We start from the raw sequence: 23,721 nt of genomic DNA on the forward strand, positions 1-23,721 counted from the left end.
CCGTAGACTAAGAATCTATCCCACAAAAATCCAAAACAATTTTATCAATTTTTATTTTTAATGTTTTAAACTCTTTGTGCGCCACTAAAAACACAATAATATCAGCTTTTTGAACAGCTTCTTTATAATCTGTTAATTTAAATACCTTATGTTCTGTAATATTAGGTTCCACAACAAAATATTCCTCATTATTGGCGTTTTGTAAAACTTTTTGAACAATGTACTTGGCTGGTGACTCCCTTAGATCATCAATATTTGGTTTAAAAGCTAAACCCATTAGAGCAATACTTGGCTTGCGACCATGTTTTAATTCAAATTCTAACTTAGCAGTTTGTACTTTTTCAGCACACCAAAAGGATTTATAATTATTTATTTCACGGGCCTTTCCTATAATTTGGGATTCCATGGGATAGTCTGACACAATAAAATAGGGGTCTACCGCAATACAATGGCCTCCCACACCACAACTGGGTTGTAAAATATTTACTCTGGGATGTTTATTTGCTAAATCTATCAGTTCCCAAACGTTAATATTTGCTTTATCACAAATTAACGACAACTCATTTGCAAAAGCAATTTGCACATCTCTTGATGAATTCTCAACCAACTTACACATTTCAGCAGTACGTGCATTTGTTTTATGTAAATCTCCTTTAATAAATTGGCGATAAAAAGAAACTGCTTTTTCAGTAGAAACCTCGTCTACACCACCAATTACACGATCGTTATGTACCAACTCATACATGACATTTCCGGGCAGTACTCTTTCTGGACAATACGCTATATGCAATTTTCCTGACAATTCTGGACGTTCTCCATAAATCAACTGCATCATTTTTTCCGTAGTCCCAATGGGTGATGTCGATTCTATAATATATAAATCGCCTTCCTTAAGCAAAGGTAATATAGACTTGGTAGCAGCCTCCACAAAAGATATATCTGGTTCATTTTTTGCTTTAAAAGGTGTAGGTACAACAATTAAATATACATTAGCATCTATCGGTGTGGTAGCTGCTTTTAAATAACCTTCTTGAACAGCTGTCGCTACTGCAATATCCAATTCGGGTTCTACGATATGTATTTTTCCTTGATTAATGGTATCAACAACAATAGGATTAATGTCTACGCCATGGACATGGGTTTTATTTTGTGCTATTAAAGCGGCTGTTGGTAAGCCTATATAGCCTAATCCCACCATTACGACTTCTGGTTTATGCATAATTTTTTGATGAATTATATATGTTGCTTATGTGATTAACTATTCGCTTACAAGCTTTACCATCTCCATAAGGATTATGTAACTTACTCATGGTTTGGTAAAAAGATGCATCATTTAACAAACGGGTTGATTCTAAAATTATCTTATCTGTATCTGTTCCCACCAATAAAACAGTGCCTGCCTCAACAGCTTCGGGACGCTCTGTAGTATCCCGCATTACTAAAACTGGTTTTCCTAGACTTGGTGCTTCTTCTTGTACGCCACCACTATCTGTTATTATTAAATGTGATTTTTCCATTAACCATACAAAGGCCGGATAAGATAAAGGGGCTATTAACTTCACATTATCTATACCGGATAACAATTCATAAACCGGCTGCTGGACGTTGGGGTTTAAATGGACCGGATAAATAATTTCACAATCTTTATTTTGTAAAGCTATTGCTTTTAATGCTTCACAAATATTTATAAAGCCTTCGCCGTGATTTTCTCTACGGTGACCGGTAACTAGTATGATTCTTTTATCAGGAGAGATTATATTTTTTAAACTTTCTATTTCTTCATCTATATAACCTCCGGCTAATTTTTCAACACTAAACAATAATGCGTCTATTACTGTATTTCCGGTAACCACGATGTTGGCCTCAGGTTTATTCTCCTTAAGAAGGTTATTCTTTGATTCATTAGTAGGTGCAAAATGATAATGTGTTATAACACCAGTAACACAACGGTTCATTTCTTCTGGAAAAGGGGATAGCATATTGTTGGTTCGTAATCCTGCTTCTATATGGCATACTTTAGATCCAGCATAAAATCCTGCAATACTTGTCGCCATAGTTGTTGTGGTATCTCCATGAACAAAGGTGTAATCGGGTTTAAAATCTTCTAAAACATATTTTAGATTAATTATAATATCAGAGGTAAGACTGTAAAGATTTTGATTGGGTTTCATCAAATCTAAATCATAATCGGGAACAATTTCAAAAAAAGTCAGTACTTGATCTAACATCTCACGGTGCTGAGCTGTTATACATACTTTTACTTCAAATGTTTTATGATTTTTAAAAGCTTTCACTAATGGAGCCATTTTTATAGCTTCTGGTCTGGTTCCGAAGACAATTAGGATTTTTTTTTGTTGATTCATACTTAAATAGATTGGAGCAATTAGTTTAAATTATCCAATAAAATCTATGCAAAAATATACTTTTTATAAAGTTTTGTACACTAAAACTTAAATTTAATTCAGAAAGTGTCTTTTACAATATTGTAAAATGCTTTTATCTTATTGTAAACTTACAAAACTATATTGTAAAATGCTTTTGATGTATTATACAATTACAATTGCATATTGTAAAGCAACAATGGCACATTGTACAATTACAACAGCCCATTGTAAAACACTTTTACGCCATTGTAAATCTACAATGCCACATTTTTAAATACTTTTTCTTCATTGTAGACCTTCAATGCCTTATTGTAAAACTACAATGGCGCATTCTAGAATGCTTTTAACGCATTGTAAAACGACAATAGCTTATTGTCGTTTTACAATTTATCTTTAATACTTTCAAAAACAATCTCAACAGACTCCTTCAACTTCATCAACCCCGAAACCTCAACATCAGGATTTCTGGGCACCTCATAAGGCGCATCAATACCTGTCATATCCTTAACTTCTCCTGCTCTTGCTTTTTTATACAACCCTTTTACATCCCGGGTTTCACAGGCTTCTAAACTCGTATTCACATACACCTCAACAAAATGATTCGCTCCAACCGTTTTTTTAATGAATGCTCTATCTTTTTCATAAGGCGCTACAAATGCTGCTAATACGACAATACCAGCATCAATGAATAATTTTGATATTTCACCGATGCGTCGGTTGTTTTCGGAACGATCTTCCGGAGAAAATCCTAAGTTTTTATTAATCCCGCGTCTTACATTGTCGCCATCTAACACGTAGGTATGGATTCCCATATCGTGCAGTTTTTTTTCCAAGGCATTAGCCAACGTTGATTTTCCGGCCCCTGAAAGCCCTGTAAACAATACTAAAAAAGCATTATGCCCATTAAGCTTTTGGCGTTCTTCCTTATTGATTTTATAGTTGTGATTTGTTATGTTTTTTGCCTTCATTTAAAACTGCGTCTGTTTTCTAAGCCAAAATCTATTTTATACCAGGTTCGTTCATGTATGTAATACAGCAGCATTTTTGTGATTACCTCAACAGCTCCAATGCTCAATCCCGTGAATGGGTTTCCAGAAATTATCCACGCAAGTATTATGGTGTCCAACGTTCCTATAAATCGCCATGTAATGGTTTTTAGTAGGTGTCTTTTTTTACTTTCTTGAATATTAGCCCGAAACCAAATCCGTTCATGAACAAAATATAATACCATTTTGGTAATGGACTCTACAATACCAATTTTTAATCCGGTTAACGGATTTCCTGTTATGAGCCAAGATACTAAAATAGTATCTATGGCGCCAACAAAACGCCATGTGATTGTTTTGGCTATATGCCTCTTATATATTTTTGCTGACATTATTTGGTAACTAGAAAGTGATTGTTTAATAATGTTTCTTTATTATATACCATGGGCAATTGGGTTGTTTGATCGATAACCTTGAACCCAACGGCTTCACAAATGGCCTGACCAGCGGCTGTATCCCATTCCATGGTTGGTGCAAATCTGGGATAGAGATCGGCTTTACCTTCTGCCATTAAACAAAATTTTAAAGAACTTCCTTTAGAAACGATTTCTACATCCTTATATTGTTTTTTTATGGTTTCTAAGAATTGAAGCGTCGCTTGATTCATATGGGAGCGGCTTCCAATGACTTTTACTGCATTACCATCATTTTTAGTAGGTTTTAACTGGTCTTCATCATTAAACAACGCTTTATTTTCTTTTGCATCTTGAACGATTGTTTTATAAGCCTTAGACTTGTTTTCATTGGTGTAAAAAAGTTCCCTTGTAACCGGCACATAAATAATACCTAGTTTTGTGATGCCTTTTTCTACTAAAGCAATGTTCACTGTGAATTCCCCGTTCTTTTTTATAAACTCCTTGGTGCCATCAATAGGGTCTACAAGCCAATATTGATCCCATACATGCCTTATTGTATAGGGCACTTGCTTGATTTCTTCGCTAATAATAGGAACGTTTGTTGTTTGGAGGTGATTTAATATGATTTTGTTTGAAACCAAATCTGCTTCTGTTAATGGGGAAGCGTCGTCCTTATATGCTACTTTAAAATCTTTGCTGTAGATTTTTAATATGGCATTCCCTGCTTCTATGACTGCCTTGATAGCTATTTGTAACAGTGCTAAGTTCTTTTCCATACTATTGCGCTAAGTTGATAAAACGGAGTATTTGGGACGTTTTGCCAAGGTTACATAGCCACTTGTTTTAATAAGGTTGACTTTGTCCTGCAAATGGTTTTCTTTTAAAACCGCTTCTGCAAAATCATACCATGTCATAACCTTACCGTCTGTAACATGCTTAATCCCATATTTATTGGTTTCATTCACTAATAAATCGATAATATATTTAGCCAGACTTTCTGTGTTGGTGGGGCTTCCTGTTTGGTCTGCTGTTATGGATAATTCTTTTTTGGTTTCCGCTAAGTCCTTAATGGTCCTGTAAAAGTTTTTTCCATATTTTTTACTGTACAACCAAGAAGTTCTAATGATAAAATATCTTCTCAGAGCTGTTTGAATGTATTGCTCCCCTAGTAATTTGGATTTTCCATATTCGTTAATGGGATTGGGTAAATCTTCCGGTGTGTAAGGTGTTACACTTTTTCCATCGAACACATAATCTGTTGAAATATGTATTAATGTGGTATTAGTTATATTGCTGGCCTCTACCAGGTTTTTAACAGCTTCTGCATTTATTTTAAAGGCTATTTCAGGTGTTTTTTCTGCTTGTTCTACATGGGTATATGCCGCACAATTAATGCAGTAATCAAACGTGTTATTTTTAAAAAATGAGGTGACTTTTTCTTGATCTGTAATGTCTAATTCTGCTTTCGTTACAAAAACAAATGTGATACCGGAATCATTTTTAGAATATAATTCTTCAATGGTTTTGCCTAGCTGCCCTCCTGCTCCTGTAACTAATACCCTTTTACTCATTTTAACTTAAAAAGACTTTGAAATGTTGGCAGTTGTTTATCCTTCTCGGAAATAATGAGGTGTTCTATTGGAACACTCCAGTCAATATTCAAGGTTTCGTCATTGAATATAATACCGGCTTCAGCGTCTTTTTTATAGAAATTATCACATTTATAGGAAAAGACAGTATCATCTTCTAAAACCACAAAACCATGTGCAAATCCTTTTGGCATGTATAATTGTTTATGTTCTTTATCATCTAAAATGATTGAAAAGTGTTGTCCGAAGGTTGGAGATTCTTCCCTTATATCCACACAAACATCCAATACTTTGCCTTTAATAACACTAACCAGTTTAGCTTGCGCATACGCTCCTGTTTGATAGTGTAAGCCTCTTAAAACGCCTTTGGAAGACTTTGATTGGTTATCTTGGACAAAATCTACACTAATACCCGTTTCTGCTTTAAATTTATTTTTATTAAAGCTTTCAAAAAAAAAGCCCCGCTCGTCCTTAAAAACTTGAGGTGTTATAATATAGCAGCCTTTTAAATAGATTTCTTCAGCTATCATGCTTTTACCAATTGTTGAAGGTATTCGCCATAACCACTTTTAAGCAATGGCTTGGCTAAATTAAGTACTTGTTTTTTGTCGATAAATCCCATTTTATAAGCTGTTTCTTCAATACAGCCTATTTTTTGACCTTGACGTTCTTCTATAACCTGAACAAATTGTGAGGCCTGCATTAACGAGGCAAATGTACCTGTATCTAGCCAGGCAGTTCCTTTGTCCAGAATTTCAACTTTTAACATGCCTTTGTTAAGATAGGCTTTGTTAACATCTGTTATTTCCAACTCGCCCCTGTTACTGGGTTTGATGTTTTTGGCTATTTCAATTACAGAGTTATCATAGAAGTAGATGCCCGGAACGGCATAGTTTGATTTCGGATTTAGTGGCTTTTCTTCAATAGACATCGCCTTTCTGTCTGCATCAAACTCTACAACCCCATACCTTTGAGGATCTAATACGTGATAGGCAAATATAATCCCTCCTAGGGGGTTACTACTTGCTTGTAACGTTTCATTCAATCCGGAGCCATAAAAGATATTGTCTCCCAAAATAAGTGCTACGCTATCATTTCCTATAAACCGCTCTCCTATTAGAAATGCTTCAGCTAAGCCTTTAGGTTCTTCCTGTATGGCGTACTCAAATACACAACCATAGTCTGTACCATCTCCCAAAAGGTCTTTAAATCTTAGAAGGTCTTTTGAGGTTGATATAATTAGAATCTCTTTTATGCCTGCACTCATGAGTGTGGTTAATGGATAATAAATCATCGGTTTGTCATATACAGGCATGAGTTGCTTGCTTACCACTTTAGTGAGTGGGTATAACCGTGTTCCTGATCCGCCTGCTAATATGATTCCTTTCATAGCTATCTATCGTATTTTTTTATATACCATGCAATGGTTTTTCGGATTCCCGTTTCGAAACTTTCCTTGGCCTGCCATCCTAATGCTTTTTCTATTTTTGAAGCATCAATAGCATATCTAAAATCATGTCCTGGCCGATCTTCTACAAAGGCTATTTGATTTTTATAAGATACTGCTTTGGGTTTTACTTCATCTAAAATATCACAAATCCTATTTGCAATATATAGATTATTATACTCATTGTTGCCTCCAATATTGTATGTTTCACCTGAAACGCCTCTTTTAAACACCAAATCAATACCATTACAGTGGTCTTCAACATACAACCAATCCCTTATATTTTCTCCTTTGCCATAGATTGGAATGCTTTCTCCATTTACAGCCTTTCTAATAATAGTTGGAATGAGTTTTTCATCGTGCTGTTTGGGTCCGTAGTTATTAGAACAGTTGGAAGTCACCACGTTTAAACCATAGGTGTGAAAATAACTCCTGACCAAAAAATCTGATGATGCTTTGGAAGCACTATACGGACTGTTAGGCGCATAAGAGGTTTGTTCGGTAAACAATCCTGTTTCACCCAGCGTTCCATATACTTCATCGGTTGAAATATGATGAAATCTGGCTTTTTTAAAGGATTCTTTTGCAACGTGTGGCGATTGCATCCAATAGTTTTTGGCCACATCCAAAAGGTTAAAGGTTCCAAAGACATTTGTCTGAATAAAAGTGTCTGGCTTTTTAATGGAATTATCAACATGCGATTCCGCCGCAAAATGAATGACGCCTTGAAATTTATAGGCACCAAACAACCTTTCTAAAAGTAATCTATCACATATATCCCCCTTAATAAAGGTATACTGGTCGTTATTTTCTAAGTTCTTTAAATTAGAAACATCTCCTGCATAGGTGAGTTTATCTAAATTCACTATTTTAATACCAGCATGTTGGTTTAAGAAATAGGGTATGAAATTAGACCCTATAAATCCCGCACCACCTGTTACTAAAATAGTCATTTGTACCCCTTATTGTTTACTTTGTGCTTCCAAATACTTTCCAAGTCCCACTGCAGTAAATACAATTAATGTCAATACAAACAACACCAAAGGCAATAAAAACTTCATCTTGTTATGCCACTCCCTAATATCATATCCTGATTTTGGGAAATCTGCGATCACATTAATCACATTTTTCTGAACAACCATCAAACTGTCTACCTCTCTTCTTTGGTCCTCATATCTAAGTCCTTGTTGAAGAATTTTTGACTCATCCACAATTAAGCTGGCCGATTCAACATCCCCCATATATAAGTTGGTACCTGAACCCGGTATGGGCTCCTTTTGAGATTCATTAATTCTGATTTTTAAATATTCCCCTACCAACGAATCCGTTTTTTGCACTTGTTTAGCAAGGACTTCTTCTTTCTTTTGTAGTATATCTATATTTGATTTTACCAACTCGTCTAAATAGGTGTTCTGAGAAATTTCATTTACAAAGGCCTTTTCTATTTTTTTATATATGTTCTTATCTGTGGAGGCCACACCTATTTTATGAATGCTAAAATTATAGGCTGTTAATGAGTTTTTGTATAAGTCATAGGTCATTTCTGTTCTTGATAAGGAGTCTAATCTAGCATAAAATGATGAGTACATTTCTGCTATGATGTTTTCATCTTTATCGGGCTCAATATAAAACCCTTTAAGTTTGGAAGCCTCTATTGTTGAGATATCCAGTCTTTGGGCCAACTCCAAAGTATCATGATCTATGTGTGCTAATTGATGAAATTGTTTGACGTTTTCATACACCTGTCTGGCCGAATTAAAATTGGTTTCAATAAACATATTGGCGCCATAACTTTTATCGGAAGATTTATCCATTATAAACCCAATAATAACACCAATGATGACTGCTCCTGCATACCACACAAATCGTTTGTAGAAATGTAATAATAGTAATAGGATAACTTTAAACAGCCCAATAAAAATATTGGCTATGAATTTGAAGAAACGATCAAAGGCATTGCCTATTAACTTAAATAACTGTCCTAAATCAACTTCTTCCGATTGTGATTGCTCTGGTTTTTGCAAATCTTTACTCATAATTAAATGATTGTTAATTGAAAATTTGTTCTAATATTTTTCTTGTAATAACATATGTTGGTTTAACACCTGAGGTTCCTAAACCGCCAGAGGCTAAAGTGGCTCCCGTCTCTAAAGGATTATCACTGGCATAATAGGCGTATCTTACTTTTACATTTGGACTAATACTCCCTCTTACTTTGGATGCTGCTTGTATGGCCTTTTGATAATGGGCGCCTTCCATTTCCAAGCCTATCACACTCCATGTTGAGTTGTAAAAGAATTTTAGAATGTCCTTGTTTTGTAACGACGTTCCCAAAACGGTTATCATCGCACCTTCATACACATTAACGCCTTGGTTTTCTAAATCTTCTTTTTTTAGCTCGTTTTTAAAAGGATAGTTATCTGCCGTTCCTTCAAATATATGCGCTGATGGTATCATAATGTCTCCTTTTTTCCCTTCTAAAATACCGGCTTTCCCCATAACGGATATGGACTCGACATTTAAATGCATTTGCTTTCCTTTGGTTTTATAGGGTTTTAAAAGCTCATCTATGGTTTCATAGGCTTGCTCACCAAAGGCATAGTCCATAACCAAAATAACAGGTTTTTTTTGATTTAATATAGTTTCATCGACTTTAATATCAACTTTGGAAACAGCTATCTTGCTAGTATCAAAAATTTGAACGTCAATGTTGGTTCCCGATGTGTCTTTAATATAAATCATGCCCTGTTGCAGGGCTTCTTTGGTGACTTTATTACGCAGGGCTTCATTTTCTTTTTGACTTAAGGACTCGTAACGTTGAAACATGTCTTTCTTGGACTCGAAAGCTTTTAAGGCACTTGGTACAAACAAAGTGTTCATAACACTATGCATATTGGCACTAATGATATGAATAGGTCTTTCTAGAAGGTTATTTTTAAAAAGGGTGTCTTTTATGGTATCTGACCAAATTTCTCCATGTATATGATGCCCAATGCGCTCTCTTAATACCGGGCTAAAGGTTATGGTTCGTTTGTTGGCATTAACCTGTTCTTCGATGGCCAATTTACCTAGCCAATATATGATATGAAGAAATCGTTCTGGTTGTTTTGGGGTGGCAAATTGATTGTAAACGGTTGTTAATTCTTTAAACGTTCTTCCTAAAATATTAGCTGTATGGGTAATGGCTACCTCTCTTTCATCTTGGGTTAGTTTCTTTTTTGATAGCACTGCCTTTTCAAGCTTTATCCAATCTCTTGTAGTGGTACCTTCTTCATCTATTAAAACACGTGAACTTATTTTATGGGACTCTACAAAAAGAAACGTTAAGTGCGTTAGAATATCATAGATGTCTGACCTGCCCCGCGTAATCTCAATATTCATTTGTTCGGCATCAATTCTATAGCAATTACGGCGTCTTTTTTCTGGTATTATGGGCTTAAAATGAGAATTTCCATACCCCTCATCGCTGGTTAGGTTAATAAATGTGCATTCTTCAATACCAATTGGTAGTCGATCTATGACGTAAAGCAAGCCTTCCAGTTCTGCTTTTTCTTCTCCAATGGAACCATATATTTCTGGCCGTAATAGCAACAAAGACTGCCTTAATGTTTCTCCTGAAATACCCATTGGTTTATAAAACCCTCTGTTAAATAAATGGCGCATAGTAATATACATCCGCTCAATAGCATTTGAGCTTTCTTGGGCCCTAGTTCTTTCATGATGTTTTTTATTACTCATACTTCATTTTTTCGAGTCAAAGATAATACTATTTGGCCTAATTTATGTGAGGAAATCCCTCAACAATTTTTCTGTCGTTAGACAATCTAGGTAATTTGTTTTGTCCGCCCAACTTTCCAACCGATTTCATATAGGCTTCAAAGCCTCCTTTTTTTACTTTTCTAACAATTAACGGTTGCAAGACCCTCCCTTGTATTAAATCAAAATAATAGGTGTTTTGTTTTTGAAGGGACTCGTCTATTCTTTTTGCCAAAGCCTCAATATCTTTTGGTTCGTTTTCAAATTCAATAAACCATTCGTGATATGGCAATCCTTTCTCTGGATTGATTTGTGGTGCCACCGTAAATTCTGAAACGCTTATATCTGTATTTACAACAGCATCTTGCAGTGCTTGTTCGACTTCTTTTCCTATAACATGCTCTCCAAAAGCAGAAATAAAATGCTTTATTCTACCTGAGACAATTACTTTATAGGGCTTTATTGAAGTAAATTGTACGGTGTCGCCAATGTTATAGGCCCAAAGTCCAGCATTGGTTGAAATGATCATCACGTAGTTTATCCCTACTTCAACATCCTTTATGGTTATTCTCTCAGGGTTTTTATTAAAAAAGGTGTCGGCTTTTACAAATTCATAAAATATACCGGAATTCAATTGCAGCAACATCCCTTTATCGTCCTGTTTATCCTGAAAAGCAAAAAACCCTTCACTGGCCGGGTATAACTCAATACTGTCTACTTTTCTACCGATGAGGTTTTCAAATTTTGCGCGATAGGGCTCATAATTGACGCCACCAAAAATGAACAGGTTGAAGTTTTTAAATATCTCACCGACTTTTTTACCTGTTTTTTGTTGCAATTTTTCAAAATACATTTGTACCCATGAGGGGATTCCTGAAATGACTGTCATATTCTCAGAAAGTGTTTCTTCTACTATGGCATCTACTTTGGTTTCCCAGTCTTCAATACAATTGGTCTCCCAAGAGGGCAATCTGTTTTTTTGAAGATACTTGGGCACATAGTGTGCCACAATACCTGAAAGCCGCCCTAATTGTACTCCGTTCTGTTCTTTTAAGATGGGGCTTCCTTGTAAAAAAATCATTTTACCATTAACAAATTTACTTTTCCCTGTTTCATGAATGTACATCAAAATAGCGTTTCTTGCTGCCTCAACATGCGAAGGCATACTTTCCTTGGTTATTGGAATGTATTTTGAACCCGATGTGGTTCCTGATGTTTTTGCAAAATATAAAGGTTTACCTTTCCAAAGAATGTTTTCTTCGCCTGCTACCACTTTTTCTACATACGGCTTTAATGCTTCATAATCTCTAATGGGAACACGCTTTACAAAATCCTCATAACTGTTTATACTTATAAAATCGTGATCTTTACCAAACTGCGTGCTAATAGCTTGGGTTATTAAATTTTGAAACACCTTTTCCTGAGTCTTAAAAGGGTTTTTAGACCATTTTTTGATACCTCTATGCACTTGTAAAGCAAATAATTTTGCTAAAGCAGATTTTAATACGGTCATCATCTAGTTAAAATCTATAAAGTTTGTTGGGTTTATAGGATACCCATCGTTCCAAAGTTCAAAATGTAAATGGGGCCCTGTTGATAATTCCCCTAAACCGCCAGCAGTTGCTATTACTTCTCCAGCTTTTACTAAATCGCCTTGAGTTTTTGTTAAAGCTTTATTATGCTTATATACCGAAATCAATCCATAGCTATGTTCAATAATAATGACATACCCTGTGCTAGCCGTCCACTCAGCAAAAATTACAATACCATCTGCTGTGGCTTTTATTGGAGTGTCTTTTGCAACAACAATATCAACCGCATAATGTTTTTCTTTTACATTATATGGTTCGCTAATATTTCCATTGGCTGGAGGAAATAACACAAAATTAGATGCTGATGTTGCCGATTCAAATAAGTTGTATTTATCTTCTTTATCAACTTTTTCACGTAGAAGAGAGTCTTCTGCAATAGGTGCTAAGTTCACCTCGCTTGCTTCTAACTTTACAGCTTCAATAATAGAGTCTTTATTAAAATCTACGGCGCTAATATCGCCTTTTAATACTTTTTTTATAGATGCATAATACCTATCGTTCATTGCGATAACTTGTTGCAATGAATCTGTTTTATAATTCAATTCCGTTGCTTTCTTTTTCAATGCCGTTGATGAATATCCTGGGATGTATTCTCTAAGTGGCGTAAACGCTATTATAACATAGGTTATTACAATTAATAAAATAGCCGACAAAGACGCTAAAACAAAAACATTTAATCGTGTTAGTTTTATTGATAGGCGTTCTTCAAAAGTATTCTCGCTCAATATAACCAGCCGATACTTATCAAGTAATTTTCGCTTTATTCTTTTAGGCTTTTTCCTGTTGCTGTTCATGTTAAAACAAAATTAATTAAAATTATTGCAAGACTTGTTTGCTTTATGCTAAAGTTATGCCTAAAACGATATTATTAAACTTTAATTATTAACTTTGCATAACAAAATTAGGAATTATGGTATCATTAAGTATATTTTTAGGAATGATTGGGGCGCCACAGATTATATTAATTGTTGTGGTGATTCTGTTGTTATTTGGAGGAAAAAAAATCCCTGAATTAATGAGAGGGCTTGGAAGTGGCATTAAAGAGTTTAAGGATGCTAGTAAAGACGGTGATAAAAAAGACGATAAAAAAGAATAAATTCGCCTTTATCTTGTATATAAAAAAAGACCAATATTAAATTAATGTTGGTCTTTTTTATTTTTAGTGATTTTGTAGAAGCTTAATCTATTTTAACCGATTTAATGATGGATTCGAGCTCTAACATATAATCACGCTTTTCAACTGATGGTGCAAAAGCAAAACCTTCTATAACCACCCAACGATTATTAATCTTATCTTCGATAGCATAATTAATAAATGGCCCGCCCATGAACCCATTTTTTAAATCCCAAATACCTTTTGTTTCAAAAGCTGGTTTATTGTCTACAATCGTTTCAGCAAAAAATGGTGTATAAGCATTTTCAGTAACCATATAAGTGCCTTCAATAGCTCCTTCGATATGTGCTTTACCAATGGAATCCCTAATTCTTATAATTTGATTTACAATACTATCGTTTCTTTTTATGGCATGAATTGGCAATTCATATATCATTAAGTTACTGGTACCTGTTGTAATGTCTTTTCTAATCCAAAAGAAATTATCTGTTTCTTTGGCAATTCTATATATGGAGGCAAACTGAATGGTCAAACCCAATTTTTCATGGATAGATTTATAATCATGTGGAGATTTGGCCATTTGCCGTTGCCGCTCTGTCAACTCTTCATTTCTAAATGTCTCAACTATTTTCGAAGCATTCTCTTTAATTATATTTATAATCTCTTGTCTTGTTTTCCCGGAAATAACAATAACTTTTTGGGGCTGTGCGTAAACATTATTTGAAACATCTATAGAAGCCTCTTTACCAGACTCTATTTTTAGAATGGTTCTATTTTTTGTGACGAACCCTGAAAAAACCGAAGGAGGTATTTGGCTTAAAGTAAATGTAGGTTCGTCTTGCGGCAAACCATATATGGGTGCTGTAAGAACATTTCTTATGGTTTCACCAACGCTACCATCCCACAATTCATTACTTACAACTACTGAAACGTTGTTAATACTACCAGAGGAGTCTAAAATGAATCTGCTTTTTTTTGATGATTTTTTCTCCCCACAGGAAGTCATAAATAATATAGCTGCTAGAAAAAGAATGTTTCGCATAATTTAATTAATTTTGGGAACTAGCCTTTAGATATTTTAAGTTTCATTCCTGGTTTTAAATTATTACCACTAATACCGTTCCAATCTTTAATATTTTGAATGGAAACACCAGGAAATTTTTTAGAGATACCCCATAAAGTGTCTCCGCTCTTAACCGTATAGGTTATAATATTACCTGAAGTGGGCGTTGGTGGCGCGTTGTTTACTGATGGGTTTGAGGCTATATGTGGTTTACGTGGATATATGGTTAATCGCTGCCCTATTCTTATATCATTGCTTCTTAAGCCATTCCATTGTTTTATTTGACTTACTCTAACCCCATATCGTCTTGCTATTCTACCTAAAAAATCTCCTGCTTTTACTCTATATGTTACTTTTGTATCTGCCTCAAAAAATTGTGGCAATGGCTTTTCTCGCTTATCAAATTCTGCTTTGGCAAATGCATATATTTGGTCTTCATTGGTCACAAAATCGCCAACAACGCTTTTGGGTAAGCGTATGGTATAATTTTCATCTTCTATAAACGGAATAATATCTAACTTATAGGATGGGTTTAAAAACTGAAGTTCTTCCATAGTTACCCCAGTAACTTCTGAAATTTGATCTAGGGTTATCATTTGTTTAACACGAATGGTATCTGTTTCAAAATAGGCCACATCTGGTTTAATGTTTTTAAATCCGTGCTCTTCGGCATATTCAAAAATATACATAGTGGCTAAAAATGCAGGTAAGTATCCAGCTGTTTCCCTTGGTAAATGGTGCCTTATGTTCCAATAATTCTGATATCCCCCAGATCTTCTAATTGCTTTAGTAACATTACCTGGTCCTGAGTTATAGGCAGCGAGAGCTAAATCCCAATCACCAAAAATTTCATAAAGCTTTGACAAATACTTTGCTGCAGCTTCTGTAGATTTTATTGGGTCACTACGCTCATCTACATAGCTACTCACGTCTAAGCCATACATTTTGCCTGTGCTGAACATAAATTGCCATAAGCCTGTAGCTCCTACTCTGGATTTAGCCCTTGGCTTTAATGCAGATTCTACTATGGCTAAATACTTAATTTCTAGTGGTAAGTTATAGTTGTCCAATTCGCGTTCGAACATTGGAAAATAAAACGCACTTAAGTTAATAAGTCTTTGCAGCGATTCTCTTCTGTTTTTTAAATAGGATTTTATAACACTCTCCAATCCTGGATTATATTCAACATTAAATGGTGTTTTGGCATTTAGTTGTACCAATCTTGTTTTTAATAATTCTGTAGAAAGTTCTGGGTAATCAATATCTTCAAAAGTAAGGTTTGTAACAGTATTATAAATGGTATCATAAAGTGCATTGCTGTAGAGTTCTTCAAGCCATTTTTCATCTAAATTGGCGGCAAACAGGTTGTCTTCTACTTTTTTTAACAAAACAGTATCTGCTTGTGCCATGATTTTTTTAGTTAGAATGGTATTGCCATCAACCAAAGAATCTTTAAGCTTTTCACTTTGGGGGGGGATAGTGTCTTTTGTTTGCGAAAACCCTGTAGCAAACCAAAACATGAAAATCATTATAAAAAACCGAAAAGCCATAAAATCTATTCATTTGTTATTGAACGATATTATGGCTAAAATCGTATTTTTTAAGTTAATTTAAAAACTTAATTTAATTTATTCCAAAATTGCTGCTATTCCAGGCAGGACAATCCCTTCTAAACTTTCTAGCATAGCGCCACCTCCAGTACTTACATAGCTAACTTTATCTTCAAAACCAAACTGTTTTACTGCTGCAACGGAATCGCCTCCACCAACTAGTGAAAAAGCACCGTTTTTTGTTGCTTCAGCAATGGAATTCCCTAATTCAATGGTGGCATTAGCAAAGGTTTCCATTTCAAAAACGCCTAAAGGACCGTTCCAAAGTATCGTTTTGGATTGCATTACAACTTCATCAAAACGTTTAATGGATTCAGGACCAGCGTCCAACCCCTGCCAACCATCTGGAATTTCTTTAATGTCTACAACTTTAGTATTGGCATTATTGCTAAAAGCATCCGCAGCAACAACATCAACTGGTAAATGTACTTTTACACCCTTCTCCTTAGCTTGTTTTAATATGTTCAACGCTAATTCTTGTTTATCATCTTCGCAAATGGAGTCCCCAACTTTTCCGCCTTGTGCTTTTATAAAGGTAAACGACATTCCGCCACCAATAATAAGGTGGTCAACCTTATCTAGAATATTCTCTATAATGGTTATTTTTGAAGAAACTTTGGCCCCTCCAAGAATTGCTAATACAGGTTTTTCTCCAGTTTTTAGTACTTTATCAATACTTTCTATTTCTTGCGCTAATAGGTATCCAAAACATTTATTCTCTGGAAAAAACCCTGCAACAATAGTTGTTGAGGCATGTGCTCTATGTGCTGTACCGAAGGCATCATTTACATAAATATCCCCTAATTTTGATAGTTGTTCTGAAAATACTTTGTCGCCAGCCGTTTCTTCTTTATGAAAGCGTAAATTTTCCAATAATAGAACTTGTCCCGGCTCTAAGTTTTTGGTTGCTGCTTCAACTTTGTCGCCTACACACTCATCAATGAATTTTACTTCAACCCCTAAAATGTTTTCAACTTCTTCAACAATATGGCGTAATGAAAACTCATCTTGAACGCCTTTAGGACGCCCTAAATGTGACATTAAAATACAGCTTCCCCCATCTTCTAAAATTTTAATAATGGTTGGTTTTGCCGATACTATTCTAGTGGCATCTGTTACTTCAAATTTATCATTCAACGGAACATTAAAATCTACTCGTATCAGTGCTTTTTTATTTTTAAAATTGAAGTCTTTTAGCGTTTTCATCCTTTTAATATTAACAAATTTGTTCCACAAATGTAATTAATTAAAAACAGGTTTTAAATCCCTTTTTAACGAAAACGATTGAAGTTTTAAATATTTTATGAAAAGCTGTTTTTATTTGTGTTTTTCTGTTGAAAGTTTGAAAAACCATCACATAAATTAGAATATTATGTGTTATTGGGTTTTGGAAAAAGGATTGCTAAGCCCTTATTTTTTAATGACTTTTATTGTTTGAGATAACGTTCCAGACTCAACTTTAGCTAAATAGATTCCATTATTTAGGTTTTCCAAGGTTATCTGCATTTCTTTGGAGTTTCCTTTAATGCTAGTTATTTCTTTACCCAAAACATTATAAATTGTAACCCTGCTAAGCACTTTATTTGCTCTTAATTTTAAAAAATTTCTAGTTGGATTCGGACCAAAAGAAAAACCATCAATAACATTATGCTTGTTAGATAAGGTAGTCATCTTTAGTTCAAAATCATCAAACCCTAAATAAGCATTCCCATTTTGATATACTACCAGTCTTAATCTTACATATTCATGGCCTGAAGGAACATTATAACTAATCTCTTTCCAACCATTGGAATTAAAATGTCCCGTTTGTGTTGTTTTAAAAATATTTTCTGTATAGTTACAAGCTTCCCAAGAAGATCCATTGTCATAAGTTACTTCAAAATATATATAGTCTTCAGAATCTAATCCAACATAATTTACGCGAAAAGATATTTCAGCTCCAAATCCGTTTATATGTACTGGAGCAAACATAAGTATGTGTTCTGGAGCGGGTATGCCTGTTATTAATTCAGAATAATCGTTGTCTAAATCTCTTCCTGCTAAATAAGATGGCCCAGAGAAAGCACCTGGAACTCTTCCATTTGCTACAGATAATGCTTTCCATAAATCTGTTCCGTTATTCATAGAGTAGAATGGAATATTTGATGTAAACGACCAATTGTCGCCGCCATCATCAAATCCCTGCTTTACCCCTTGCGCATTTAAGTAAAATACAGCTATTAGAAGTAAAAAAACCGTTATCTTGGTTTTACTCATAATTTTAATTTTTAGAATAATTAAAACGAATAACTTTGTGAGGGAACTCAAATTTATGGTAAAATAAAAGTTAGTTCCTATTAAATTCGATAATCCGCCTTTTATTTAGTCTTAATGCGCTTAGATATATCTATTCTAGTATATTTGCTCTATGTTATTTGAAGATATTCTTGGTCAAGATCACATAAAAAAACACTTAACTCAAAGTGTTGATAATGAAAGAATTCCGCATGCTCAATTATTTGTTGGTCATGAAGGGTGTGGAACACTTCCTATGGCTATAGCCTATGCGCAATACATACTGTGCAACAATTCCAATGGTGAAAATAGCTCTGGTAATGACTCGTGTAATTTAAAGTTCAAGAATTTTTCCCATCCTGATCTACATTTTGCATTTCCTGTTACTACAAGTGATAAGGTTAAAAGCCATCCTGTTTCCAGCCATTATCTCGTGGAATGGCGTCAACTTCTAAAAGAGCAACCTTATGGCAATTTATTTGATTGGTATAAATTATTGGGTGTTGATAATAAACAGGGGCAAATTGGGGTTGATGAGGCGCAAGATATCGTGAAATCATTATCCTTAAAATCCTATGAAGGTGGCTATAAGGTCATGATTATTTGGATGGCAGAAAAAATGAATACCGCCTGTGCCAACAAACTCTTAAAACTTATTGAAGAACCACCCAACCAAACGATTTTTATTTTAATTGCTGAGGATGAAGAGCAAATTATAAATACTATAAAATCGCGTTGCCAAATACTTCACTTTCCGCCATTAGCTGAAGATGTTATAAAGGATGCACTGATAAAGAATTACGACTTAAATAGTACTATTGCCACAAAAATAGCTCACCAAGCCAATGGAAATTACAATAAAGCTTGTGATTTGGTATATCAAGATTCTGAAGATTTACAGTTTGAAGAATGGTTTATTTTCTGGATCCGCAGCGCTTTTAAAGCCAAAGGCAACAAAGCGGCCATTCATGATTTAATATCTTGGAGCGAGGATATTGCCAAAACAGGGCGGGAAACACAAAAACAATTTCTTAACTTTTGTTTAGACTTTTTCAGGCAGGCCTTATTACTTAATTATAATGCTAACGAATTGGTGTTTTTAGAACCCAAAACCGATACTTTTAAGTTAGAAAATTTTGCGCCTTTTGTTCATGGCAATAATATTTTGGAAATTAGTGATGAATTGCAAGATGCCATTTATCATATAGAGCGCAATGGAAATTCCAAAATCATCTTAACAGATTTATCTATCAAACTTACCCGTTTGCTTCACAAAAAATAACATGTTAAAATTCCAATCTAAAAACAAGATTAGGCGTAAGTCCTAATGAAGTCTTGTTTATTTCCCCCAGAACATAGCTGTCATCTGTAGTACTTTGCCTTATTTCATAAGTACGACTTAATAAATTCTTCTTGCTATATAGATTTAAAACAGAAGCCCCTAATTTTCCTTTCCACTTTTTATTTTTGGAAATATTGAATTTATACGTAGCAGAAATATCCAGTCTATCATAACTTGGCAATCGGGTACCATTTGTTTTTTCATAATTAATAATAGTCCCTTCAGATGTTTCGGTTACGCCTGTTGCGCTTGTGTAGGGTATGCCTGTTCTAATGTTCCACCCCAAAGACAGGTTAAAATGGTCCCATTCATAGGTGTGAGACCAAGTTAAATGATGTGTTATATCCGTATTCCCAGAGAATTTTTCTCCATTATTAATGGCATCAAAGGTAAAATCATTGTTCATCATTGAATAACTCAACCATGTACGATACTTTTTAACTTTCTTTTTTATAAGGACATCCACTCCCAAAACATTACTTTTTCCAATTGAAAAGAAATCATTAATATTGTCAAAACCCAATGTAAATGACGTTAGCCCTCTTATGTTTCTATAAAACCCTTCTACATCTATATTCCAGCCTCTTTGCTCAAATATAACCCCTGCCGTTAATTGTGCACTTTTAAGAACGGGTATATCTTCGCCATTGGATAATACCCATATCTGATTTTCTAAACCAAACTCTTGTGTATTAAACTCAACAACTTCGCTTACTGTTTGATGCAAACTTTCTCCTGAAAATTTTAATCTGAAATTCGAATTTAAATACGTTTCTAATTGCAGTCTGGGTTCAATGAATAGTTTATTCAATATTGAAAAATAATTGGCTCTTAGTCCTGCATTTACAAACAGCTTCTTATTTTCTTTGAATTGGTAATCCAAATAAAGAGCATGTATATTATTCGTTTCCATATTATTTTCGTTAAAGCTATCCTCAGGGCTTTCACTATCAGTAAAGCTTAGCCCATATTCAACTTTGTTTGTAGAATATTGATACCCCAAACCAATTGTTGTTGGACTACTCATATGCCAATTGGTATCAAATGAAAAGCCAAAATCATCAATCTCATTTTGTTTTCCCAAAGCATCATTAAATTCATCTGTAATACTATTGGTGCCCAAATATTCTAAGTCGAAACTAGAATTGTAAACGCTAAATTGGTGCGAAAAAGCATTATTGTATTTATGGTTCCAGTTAAAACTTGTTCCCTGATTAATTATTTCTAATTTGTCTTGTGAAGCCTCGTCATAAGCCTCAATTAAAAACCCATAATCTAATTTATTCTTTGTGTATAAGTTACTTATGGTAAATTCATTGTTTTCATTTGATTTTACTATTGCTTTTACAGTGAAATCGGTAAAATAAAATAAGTCTTTTGTTGTTGTTACTTCATCATCTTCAAAGACCTTATTGCCTTCAGAAATTTTTGTTTCTTGAAAAACTCTTTTGGATAAGTTTTTAAAGGTTCGCGTGCTAATAACATCGGTAATAGAGCGTCTTGCAGACACCATAACACCAACTGATTTTGCTAATGGTACTTTTAAATACGCATCGGCATGTGTCATATTAAAACCAAAGCCTCCCTCTATCGCATTGGGAATATCACTGCTTGAGGCAATATCTATAACCCCAGATATTCTATTCCCATATTTTGCTCTGGTGCCATTTTTATATAATTTAATTTCATCTGTTATATAAGGGTTGAATGCTGAAATGGTCCCAAAAAAATGCCCTGAATAATACATTTTTATTCCATCCCAAAGTATTAGGTTTTGGTCAGGGGTTCCGCCCCTAATAAATAGTCCTGATGCTGTCTCTGTTGGACTTTGTACACCGGGTATCAATTGAATGCTTTGCAAAACATCTGGCTCGGTTAGTTCAGGTAGTATTTCCATTTTTTTGGGGGAAAGCGAAATGGAAGTGTCTTCATTTTTTTTACTAATTCCAGGGGTTAAATACTCTTCTATCAACACTTCTTCTAACTCTTGGGTATCCGTTAACCGAATACGCTTACTTTTTACAGTATAGTAACGTTCTGATTCTTTTTTGAATGTAATGGAAAGTTGATCTTCTATAGCCAATAAGGCATCTTCTAAAGTGACTTGATTAAGGTTTAGATTTACAAACCGATCATTTACCAATTCGGAATTGAAAGAAAATTTAATGTTAAACCTTTTTTCCAGATCTAAGAAAACCTGATTTAATGTTTCGTTAGAATAGCTTAACGTTATTCTTTCTTGAGCCGTTGTACATAACGAAAAGAGGAAAAATAAAATTACTATTTTACATTTCATTTACTATTCTTGGTTAATTCAAGTAACTCCTAAAGTTGGGTTAATATAACTAAATTATTTAGTTATTGTTACTTGAATTAAGAAGAATAATATCTTTTTCTTTGTCGAGGGTATAAAACATGCCCATAGGGGCCATAACCGTTTTTAAAGCTAGTTTTAAATCTTGGTGTGTAAAAGCTCCAGTAAAACGCTTATTTGTGTTAATATTTGACTTATCAAACTTAATTTCAAACTGGTTTTCCAGCGCTTTTAATACTTGGTCTATTGGAGTATTAACAAATGTGCTTTCACCTAACGTCCAGTTAGATTCACTTAACGCGAAATCCCATTCTTCTATAGCATTGTTTAATATCCTTACTGCTTTTCCAGGTAAAAGAATTACATGTTTATTTAAATAAGTGCTGGATACTTTTACTTTTCCTTCCATACATTGCACTTCAAAATAGGCGTCTCTAGCTATAATATTAAACTCAGTACCTAGCACTTCTACAAGGCCTTCATCGGTAACGACCTTAAAAGATTGCCCTTTTTCAACATCAAAAAAAGCTTCACCATCCAGTTTTAACTCTCTATTGGATTTCCAATTCAATGTTTTGTAATCTAACTGTGTATTGGCATTGAGTTTAACTGTGGAATTGTCAGGAAGCACTACGGCCAATTGCTCTCTAAACCCAGTTTGAAAATGCGATCGCATGGTTGTAATGTAAAATATCCCAAGTGCAATAACCACAGCCGCCGCCGCATACACCCAATTAGGAACAAGTTTTATAACTTTTCCTTTGGTTTGGGTCTTTGTGTTATTTAGTTCTTTTAGTTTACTTAATAGCGCTTGATTGTTAAAAGTAGGAGCTTTTAGATTTTGGGACGCTACATTAATTTTACTAAGAACTGGATAATCATCAGATTTTTTAAACTTTTCTAGCTCTTCGGGAGTTAATTCTCCGGCAATCCATCGAGCTAAAAAAGTATTGTCTTTAATATATTTATCCATCTTTTTAAATTGTTCATGTAATAATTAAACAGTTTATTTTTATTTTACCCTACTTTAAATATCACCTAATTTTTCTCTAAGTGCAATTAAAGCCAAACTCATTCGCTTTTCTACAGCTTTAACAGAGATTCCTGTTATTGTTGCTATTTCTGAATATTTTTTATTATCAATCCTGCTTAACAAAAAAACTTCGCGTTGTTTTTCTGGCAAGTCTGCTATAGCTTTTTTTAGCCGTTCCATAAACTCTTGTTCTTCCAATAAAAATTCTGGTGACTCATTCGTGCTTTTGCCCACAGGAATAGATTGGTGCTTTAGGACAATCTTCTTGTGGTTCATTTCATTTAAAAAAAGATTTCTTGCTACTGTGTATAAATAAGATTTGGCTTTAGTAAACAAAACCTTGGAACAGTTATCCCATAGTTTAATGAAAGCATCCTGTACAATATCTTCAGCCTGCTGCTTGTCACCACATTTATAATATATAAAATTATATAGGGTTTTTGAATGTGTATTGAACAGCTCTTCGTAGTTACGCTGTTCACACACGGATTTAGATTCATTATTCATAAATGCAAATAATACGCAAGGCTAATAAATCAAAATTAAAAAAATTAAACAAATAAGTAGGGTGTTTTCTTTTTTAACTGTTATATATATAAACTATGATGTTTATGCCCCATAAAATAACATAGTTGTTATTAGCCCCGAAAGCCCCAAATTGCCCCAAACACCCTGATTTACATAAACTTACCTGCGTTTATGGTTAGTAATACCTGTAAAAATTAAATTTGATGATTTGGTTTAAATTAATTGAAGCGGTGTTGCTTTTTTTAGGTTGTGTTAGCTAAATTTGCGACAAAG

General features: G+C 34.3%; 22 protein-coding genes. 2 read left to right on the forward strand and 20 right to left on the reverse strand.

What is annotated here, in order from left to right:
* Positions 1–7: 7 nt before the first annotated feature.
* The 13 genes from wecC to AC5SR4_RS05985 form a co-directional block, all read right to left on the reverse strand.
* Positions 8–1,219, reverse strand: a complete 1,212-nt coding sequence (wecC, locus tag AC5SR4_RS05925; protein ID WP_495358614.1) for a UDP-N-acetyl-D-mannosamine dehydrogenase — start codon at positions 1,217–1,219, stop codon at positions 8–10.
* Positions 1,212–2,363 (reverse strand): non-hydrolyzing UDP-N-acetylglucosamine 2-epimerase, encoded by a 1,152-nt coding sequence (gene wecB / locus AC5SR4_RS05930; protein ID WP_495358615.1) that lies wholly within the window; start codon positions 2,361–2,363, stop codon positions 1,212–1,214. The genes wecC and wecB overlap by 8 nt, the downstream gene beginning before the upstream one ends.
* A gap of 401 nt (positions 2,364–2,764) precedes the next feature.
* On the reverse strand, positions 2,765–3,352 hold the full coding sequence (cysC, locus tag AC5SR4_RS05935; RefSeq protein WP_495358616.1) for an adenylyl-sulfate kinase: 588 nt from the start codon (positions 3,350–3,352) through the stop codon (positions 2,765–2,767).
* On the reverse strand, positions 3,349–3,762 hold the full coding sequence (locus AC5SR4_RS05940; RefSeq protein WP_495358617.1) for a DUF2061 domain-containing protein: 414 nt from the start codon (positions 3,760–3,762) through the stop codon (positions 3,349–3,351). The genes cysC and AC5SR4_RS05940 overlap by 4 nt, the downstream gene beginning before the upstream one ends.
* Entirely contained in the window at positions 3,762–4,562 is an 801-nt protein-coding gene (cysQ, locus tag AC5SR4_RS05945; protein ID WP_495358618.1) for a 3'(2'),5'-bisphosphate nucleotidase CysQ, read from the reverse strand. Before cysQ ends, AC5SR4_RS05940 begins: the two co-directional genes overlap by 1 nt.
* Positions 4,563–4,571: 9 nt before the next feature.
* Complete coding sequence (gene rfbD / locus AC5SR4_RS05950) at positions 4,572–5,357, reverse strand: dTDP-4-dehydrorhamnose reductase (protein ID WP_495358619.1); 786 nt, start codon at positions 5,355–5,357, stop codon at positions 4,572–4,574.
* Entirely contained in the window at positions 5,354–5,905 is a 552-nt protein-coding gene (rfbC, locus tag AC5SR4_RS05955; RefSeq protein ID WP_495358620.1) for a dTDP-4-dehydrorhamnose 3,5-epimerase, read from the reverse strand. The genes rfbD and rfbC overlap by 4 nt, the downstream gene beginning before the upstream one ends.
* Positions 5,902–6,765 carry a glucose-1-phosphate thymidylyltransferase RfbA gene (gene rfbA / locus AC5SR4_RS05960; protein ID WP_495358621.1) on the reverse strand — a complete coding sequence of 288 codons (864 nt, stop codon included), beginning with the start codon at positions 6,763–6,765 and terminating at the stop codon, positions 5,902–5,904. The genes rfbC and rfbA overlap by 4 nt, the downstream gene beginning before the upstream one ends.
* A 2-nt stretch (positions 6,766–6,767) precedes the next feature.
* Complete coding sequence (rfbB, locus tag AC5SR4_RS05965; RefSeq protein WP_495358622.1) at positions 6,768–7,775, reverse strand: dTDP-glucose 4,6-dehydratase; 1,008 nt, start codon at positions 7,773–7,775, stop codon at positions 6,768–6,770.
* A gap of 9 nt (positions 7,776–7,784) precedes the next feature.
* A complete protein-coding gene (locus tag AC5SR4_RS05970) occupies positions 7,785–8,858 on the reverse strand; it encodes a hypothetical protein (RefSeq protein ID WP_495358623.1) in 1,074 nt (357 codons plus the stop codon).
* 13 nt (positions 8,859–8,871) lie between these two features.
* Positions 8,872–10,560 (reverse strand): DUF6909 family protein, encoded by a 1,689-nt coding sequence (locus AC5SR4_RS05975; RefSeq protein WP_495358624.1) that lies wholly within the window; start codon positions 10,558–10,560, stop codon positions 8,872–8,874.
* A gap of 37 nt (positions 10,561–10,597) precedes the next feature.
* Positions 10,598–12,091, reverse strand: a complete 1,494-nt coding sequence (locus AC5SR4_RS05980) for a GH3 auxin-responsive promoter family protein (protein WP_495359164.1) — start codon at positions 12,089–12,091, stop codon at positions 10,598–10,600.
* A 3-nt stretch (positions 12,092–12,094) separates the two neighbouring features.
* Positions 12,095–12,964 (reverse strand): M23 family metallopeptidase, encoded by an 870-nt coding sequence (locus AC5SR4_RS05985; protein ID WP_495358625.1) that lies wholly within the window; start codon positions 12,962–12,964, stop codon positions 12,095–12,097.
* 116 nt (positions 12,965–13,080) lie between these two features.
* Between AC5SR4_RS05985 and tatA the strand changes: the two genes are divergently transcribed.
* A complete protein-coding gene (tatA, locus tag AC5SR4_RS05990) occupies positions 13,081–13,266 on the forward strand; it encodes a twin-arginine translocase TatA/TatE family subunit (protein ID WP_495358627.1) in 186 nt (61 codons plus the stop codon).
* 82 nt (positions 13,267–13,348) lie between these two features.
* Here the strand turns inward: tatA and AC5SR4_RS05995 are convergent, their stop codons facing one another.
* From AC5SR4_RS05995 to AC5SR4_RS06010, 4 genes are all read right to left on the reverse strand, one after another.
* The gene (locus AC5SR4_RS05995; protein ID WP_495358628.1) at positions 13,349–14,326 is read right to left on the reverse strand and encodes a DUF4837 family protein; all 978 of its coding nucleotides are present in this window, start codon (positions 14,324–14,326) and stop codon (positions 13,349–13,351) included.
* A 20-nt stretch (positions 14,327–14,346) separates the two neighbouring features.
* Positions 14,347–15,867, reverse strand: a complete 1,521-nt coding sequence (locus AC5SR4_RS06000; protein ID WP_495358629.1) for a LysM peptidoglycan-binding domain-containing protein — start codon at positions 15,865–15,867, stop codon at positions 14,347–14,349.
* Between the two features lie 108 nt (positions 15,868–15,975).
* Positions 15,976–17,163: a phosphoglycerate kinase gene (locus AC5SR4_RS06005; protein WP_495358630.1), complete on the reverse strand. Its 1,188-nt coding sequence runs from the start codon at positions 17,161–17,163 to the stop codon at positions 15,976–15,978.
* Between the two features lie 204 nt (positions 17,164–17,367).
* Positions 17,368–18,213 (reverse strand): T9SS type A sorting domain-containing protein, encoded by an 846-nt coding sequence (locus AC5SR4_RS06010; RefSeq protein ID WP_495358631.1) that lies wholly within the window; start codon positions 18,211–18,213, stop codon positions 17,368–17,370.
* 151 nt (positions 18,214–18,364) lie between these two features.
* Here AC5SR4_RS06010 and AC5SR4_RS06015 point away from each other — a divergent pair, with 151 nt between their 5' ends.
* Complete coding sequence (locus AC5SR4_RS06015) at positions 18,365–19,513, forward strand: DNA polymerase III subunit (RefSeq protein WP_495358632.1); 1,149 nt, start codon at positions 18,365–18,367, stop codon at positions 19,511–19,513.
* A 4-nt stretch (positions 19,514–19,517) separates the two neighbouring features.
* On the opposite strand, the gene AC5SR4_RS06020 is transcribed toward AC5SR4_RS06015, so the two are convergent.
* The 3 genes from AC5SR4_RS06020 to AC5SR4_RS06030 are packed head-to-tail and all read right to left on the reverse strand — an operon-like array spanning position 19,518 to position 23,427.
* Positions 19,518–21,869 (reverse strand): TonB-dependent receptor domain-containing protein, encoded by a 2,352-nt coding sequence (locus tag AC5SR4_RS06020; protein WP_495358633.1) that lies wholly within the window; start codon positions 21,867–21,869, stop codon positions 19,518–19,520.
* A 58-nt stretch (positions 21,870–21,927) separates the two neighbouring features.
* The gene (locus AC5SR4_RS06025; RefSeq protein ID WP_495358634.1) at positions 21,928–22,860 is read right to left on the reverse strand and encodes a FecR family protein; all 933 of its coding nucleotides are present in this window, start codon (positions 22,858–22,860) and stop codon (positions 21,928–21,930) included.
* A 54-nt stretch (positions 22,861–22,914) separates the two neighbouring features.
* Complete coding sequence (locus tag AC5SR4_RS06030; RefSeq protein WP_495358635.1) at positions 22,915–23,427, reverse strand: RNA polymerase sigma factor; 513 nt, start codon at positions 23,425–23,427, stop codon at positions 22,915–22,917.
* Positions 23,428–23,721: the final 294 nt, after the last annotated feature.

The sequence above is a fragment of the Aestuariibaculum scopimerae genome, assembly GCF_059428085.1.

Coding starts and splice junctions, on each gene's coding strand:
- wecC (WP_495358614.1), bottom strand. CDS start 1,219: ATGCATAAACCAGAAGTCGTAATGGTGGGATTAGGCTATATAGGCTTA.
- wecB (WP_495358615.1), bottom strand. CDS start 2,363: ATGAATCAACAAAAAAAAATCCTAATTGTCTTCGGAACCAGACCAGAA.
- cysC (WP_495358616.1), bottom strand. CDS start 3,352: ATGAAGGCAAAAAACATAACAAATCACAACTATAAAATCAATAAGGAA.
- AC5SR4_RS05940 (WP_495358617.1), bottom strand. CDS start 3,762: ATGTCAGCAAAAATATATAAGAGGCATATAGCCAAAACAATCACATGG.
- cysQ (WP_495358618.1), bottom strand. CDS start 4,562: ATGGAAAAGAACTTAGCACTGTTACAAATAGCTATCAAGGCAGTCATA.
- rfbD (WP_495358619.1), bottom strand. CDS start 5,357: ATGAGTAAAAGGGTATTAGTTACAGGAGCAGGAGGGCAGCTAGGCAAA.
- rfbC (WP_495358620.1), bottom strand. CDS start 5,905: ATGATAGCTGAAGAAATCTATTTAAAAGGCTGCTATATTATAACACCT.
- rfbA (WP_495358621.1), bottom strand. CDS start 6,765: ATGAAAGGAATCATATTAGCAGGCGGATCAGGAACACGGTTATACCCA.
- rfbB (WP_495358622.1), bottom strand. CDS start 7,775: ATGACTATTTTAGTAACAGGTGGTGCGGGATTTATAGGGTCTAATTTC.
- AC5SR4_RS05970 (WP_495358623.1), bottom strand. CDS start 8,858: ATGAGTAAAGATTTGCAAAAACCAGAGCAATCACAATCGGAAGAAGTT.
- AC5SR4_RS05975 (WP_495358624.1), bottom strand. CDS start 10,560: ATGAGTAATAAAAAACATCATGAAAGAACTAGGGCCCAAGAAAGCTCA.
- AC5SR4_RS05980 (WP_495359164.1), bottom strand. CDS start 12,091: ATGACCGTATTAAAATCTGCTTTAGCAAAATTATTTGCTTTACAAGTG.
- AC5SR4_RS05985 (WP_495358625.1), bottom strand. CDS start 12,964: ATGAACAGCAACAGGAAAAAGCCTAAAAGAATAAAGCGAAAATTACTT.
- tatA (WP_495358627.1), top strand. CDS start 13,081: ATGGTATCATTAAGTATATTTTTAGGAATGATTGGGGCGCCACAGATT.
- AC5SR4_RS05995 (WP_495358628.1), bottom strand. CDS start 14,326: ATGCGAAACATTCTTTTTCTAGCAGCTATATTATTTATGACTTCCTGT.
- AC5SR4_RS06000 (WP_495358629.1), bottom strand. CDS start 15,867: ATGTTTTGGTTTGCTACAGGGTTTTCGCAAACAAAAGACACTATCCCC.
- AC5SR4_RS06005 (WP_495358630.1), bottom strand. CDS start 17,163: ATGAAAACGCTAAAAGACTTCAATTTTAAAAATAAAAAAGCACTGATA.
- AC5SR4_RS06010 (WP_495358631.1), bottom strand. CDS start 18,213: ATGAGTAAAACCAAGATAACGGTTTTTTTACTTCTAATAGCTGTATTT.
- AC5SR4_RS06015 (WP_495358632.1), top strand. CDS start 18,365: ATGTTATTTGAAGATATTCTTGGTCAAGATCACATAAAAAAACACTTA.
- AC5SR4_RS06020 (WP_495358633.1), bottom strand. CDS start 21,869: ATGAAATGTAAAATAGTAATTTTATTTTTCCTCTTTTCGTTATGTACA.
- AC5SR4_RS06025 (WP_495358634.1), bottom strand. CDS start 22,860: ATGGATAAATATATTAAAGACAATACTTTTTTAGCTCGATGGATTGCC.
- AC5SR4_RS06030 (WP_495358635.1), bottom strand. CDS start 23,427: ATGAATAATGAATCTAAATCCGTGTGTGAACAGCGTAACTACGAAGAG.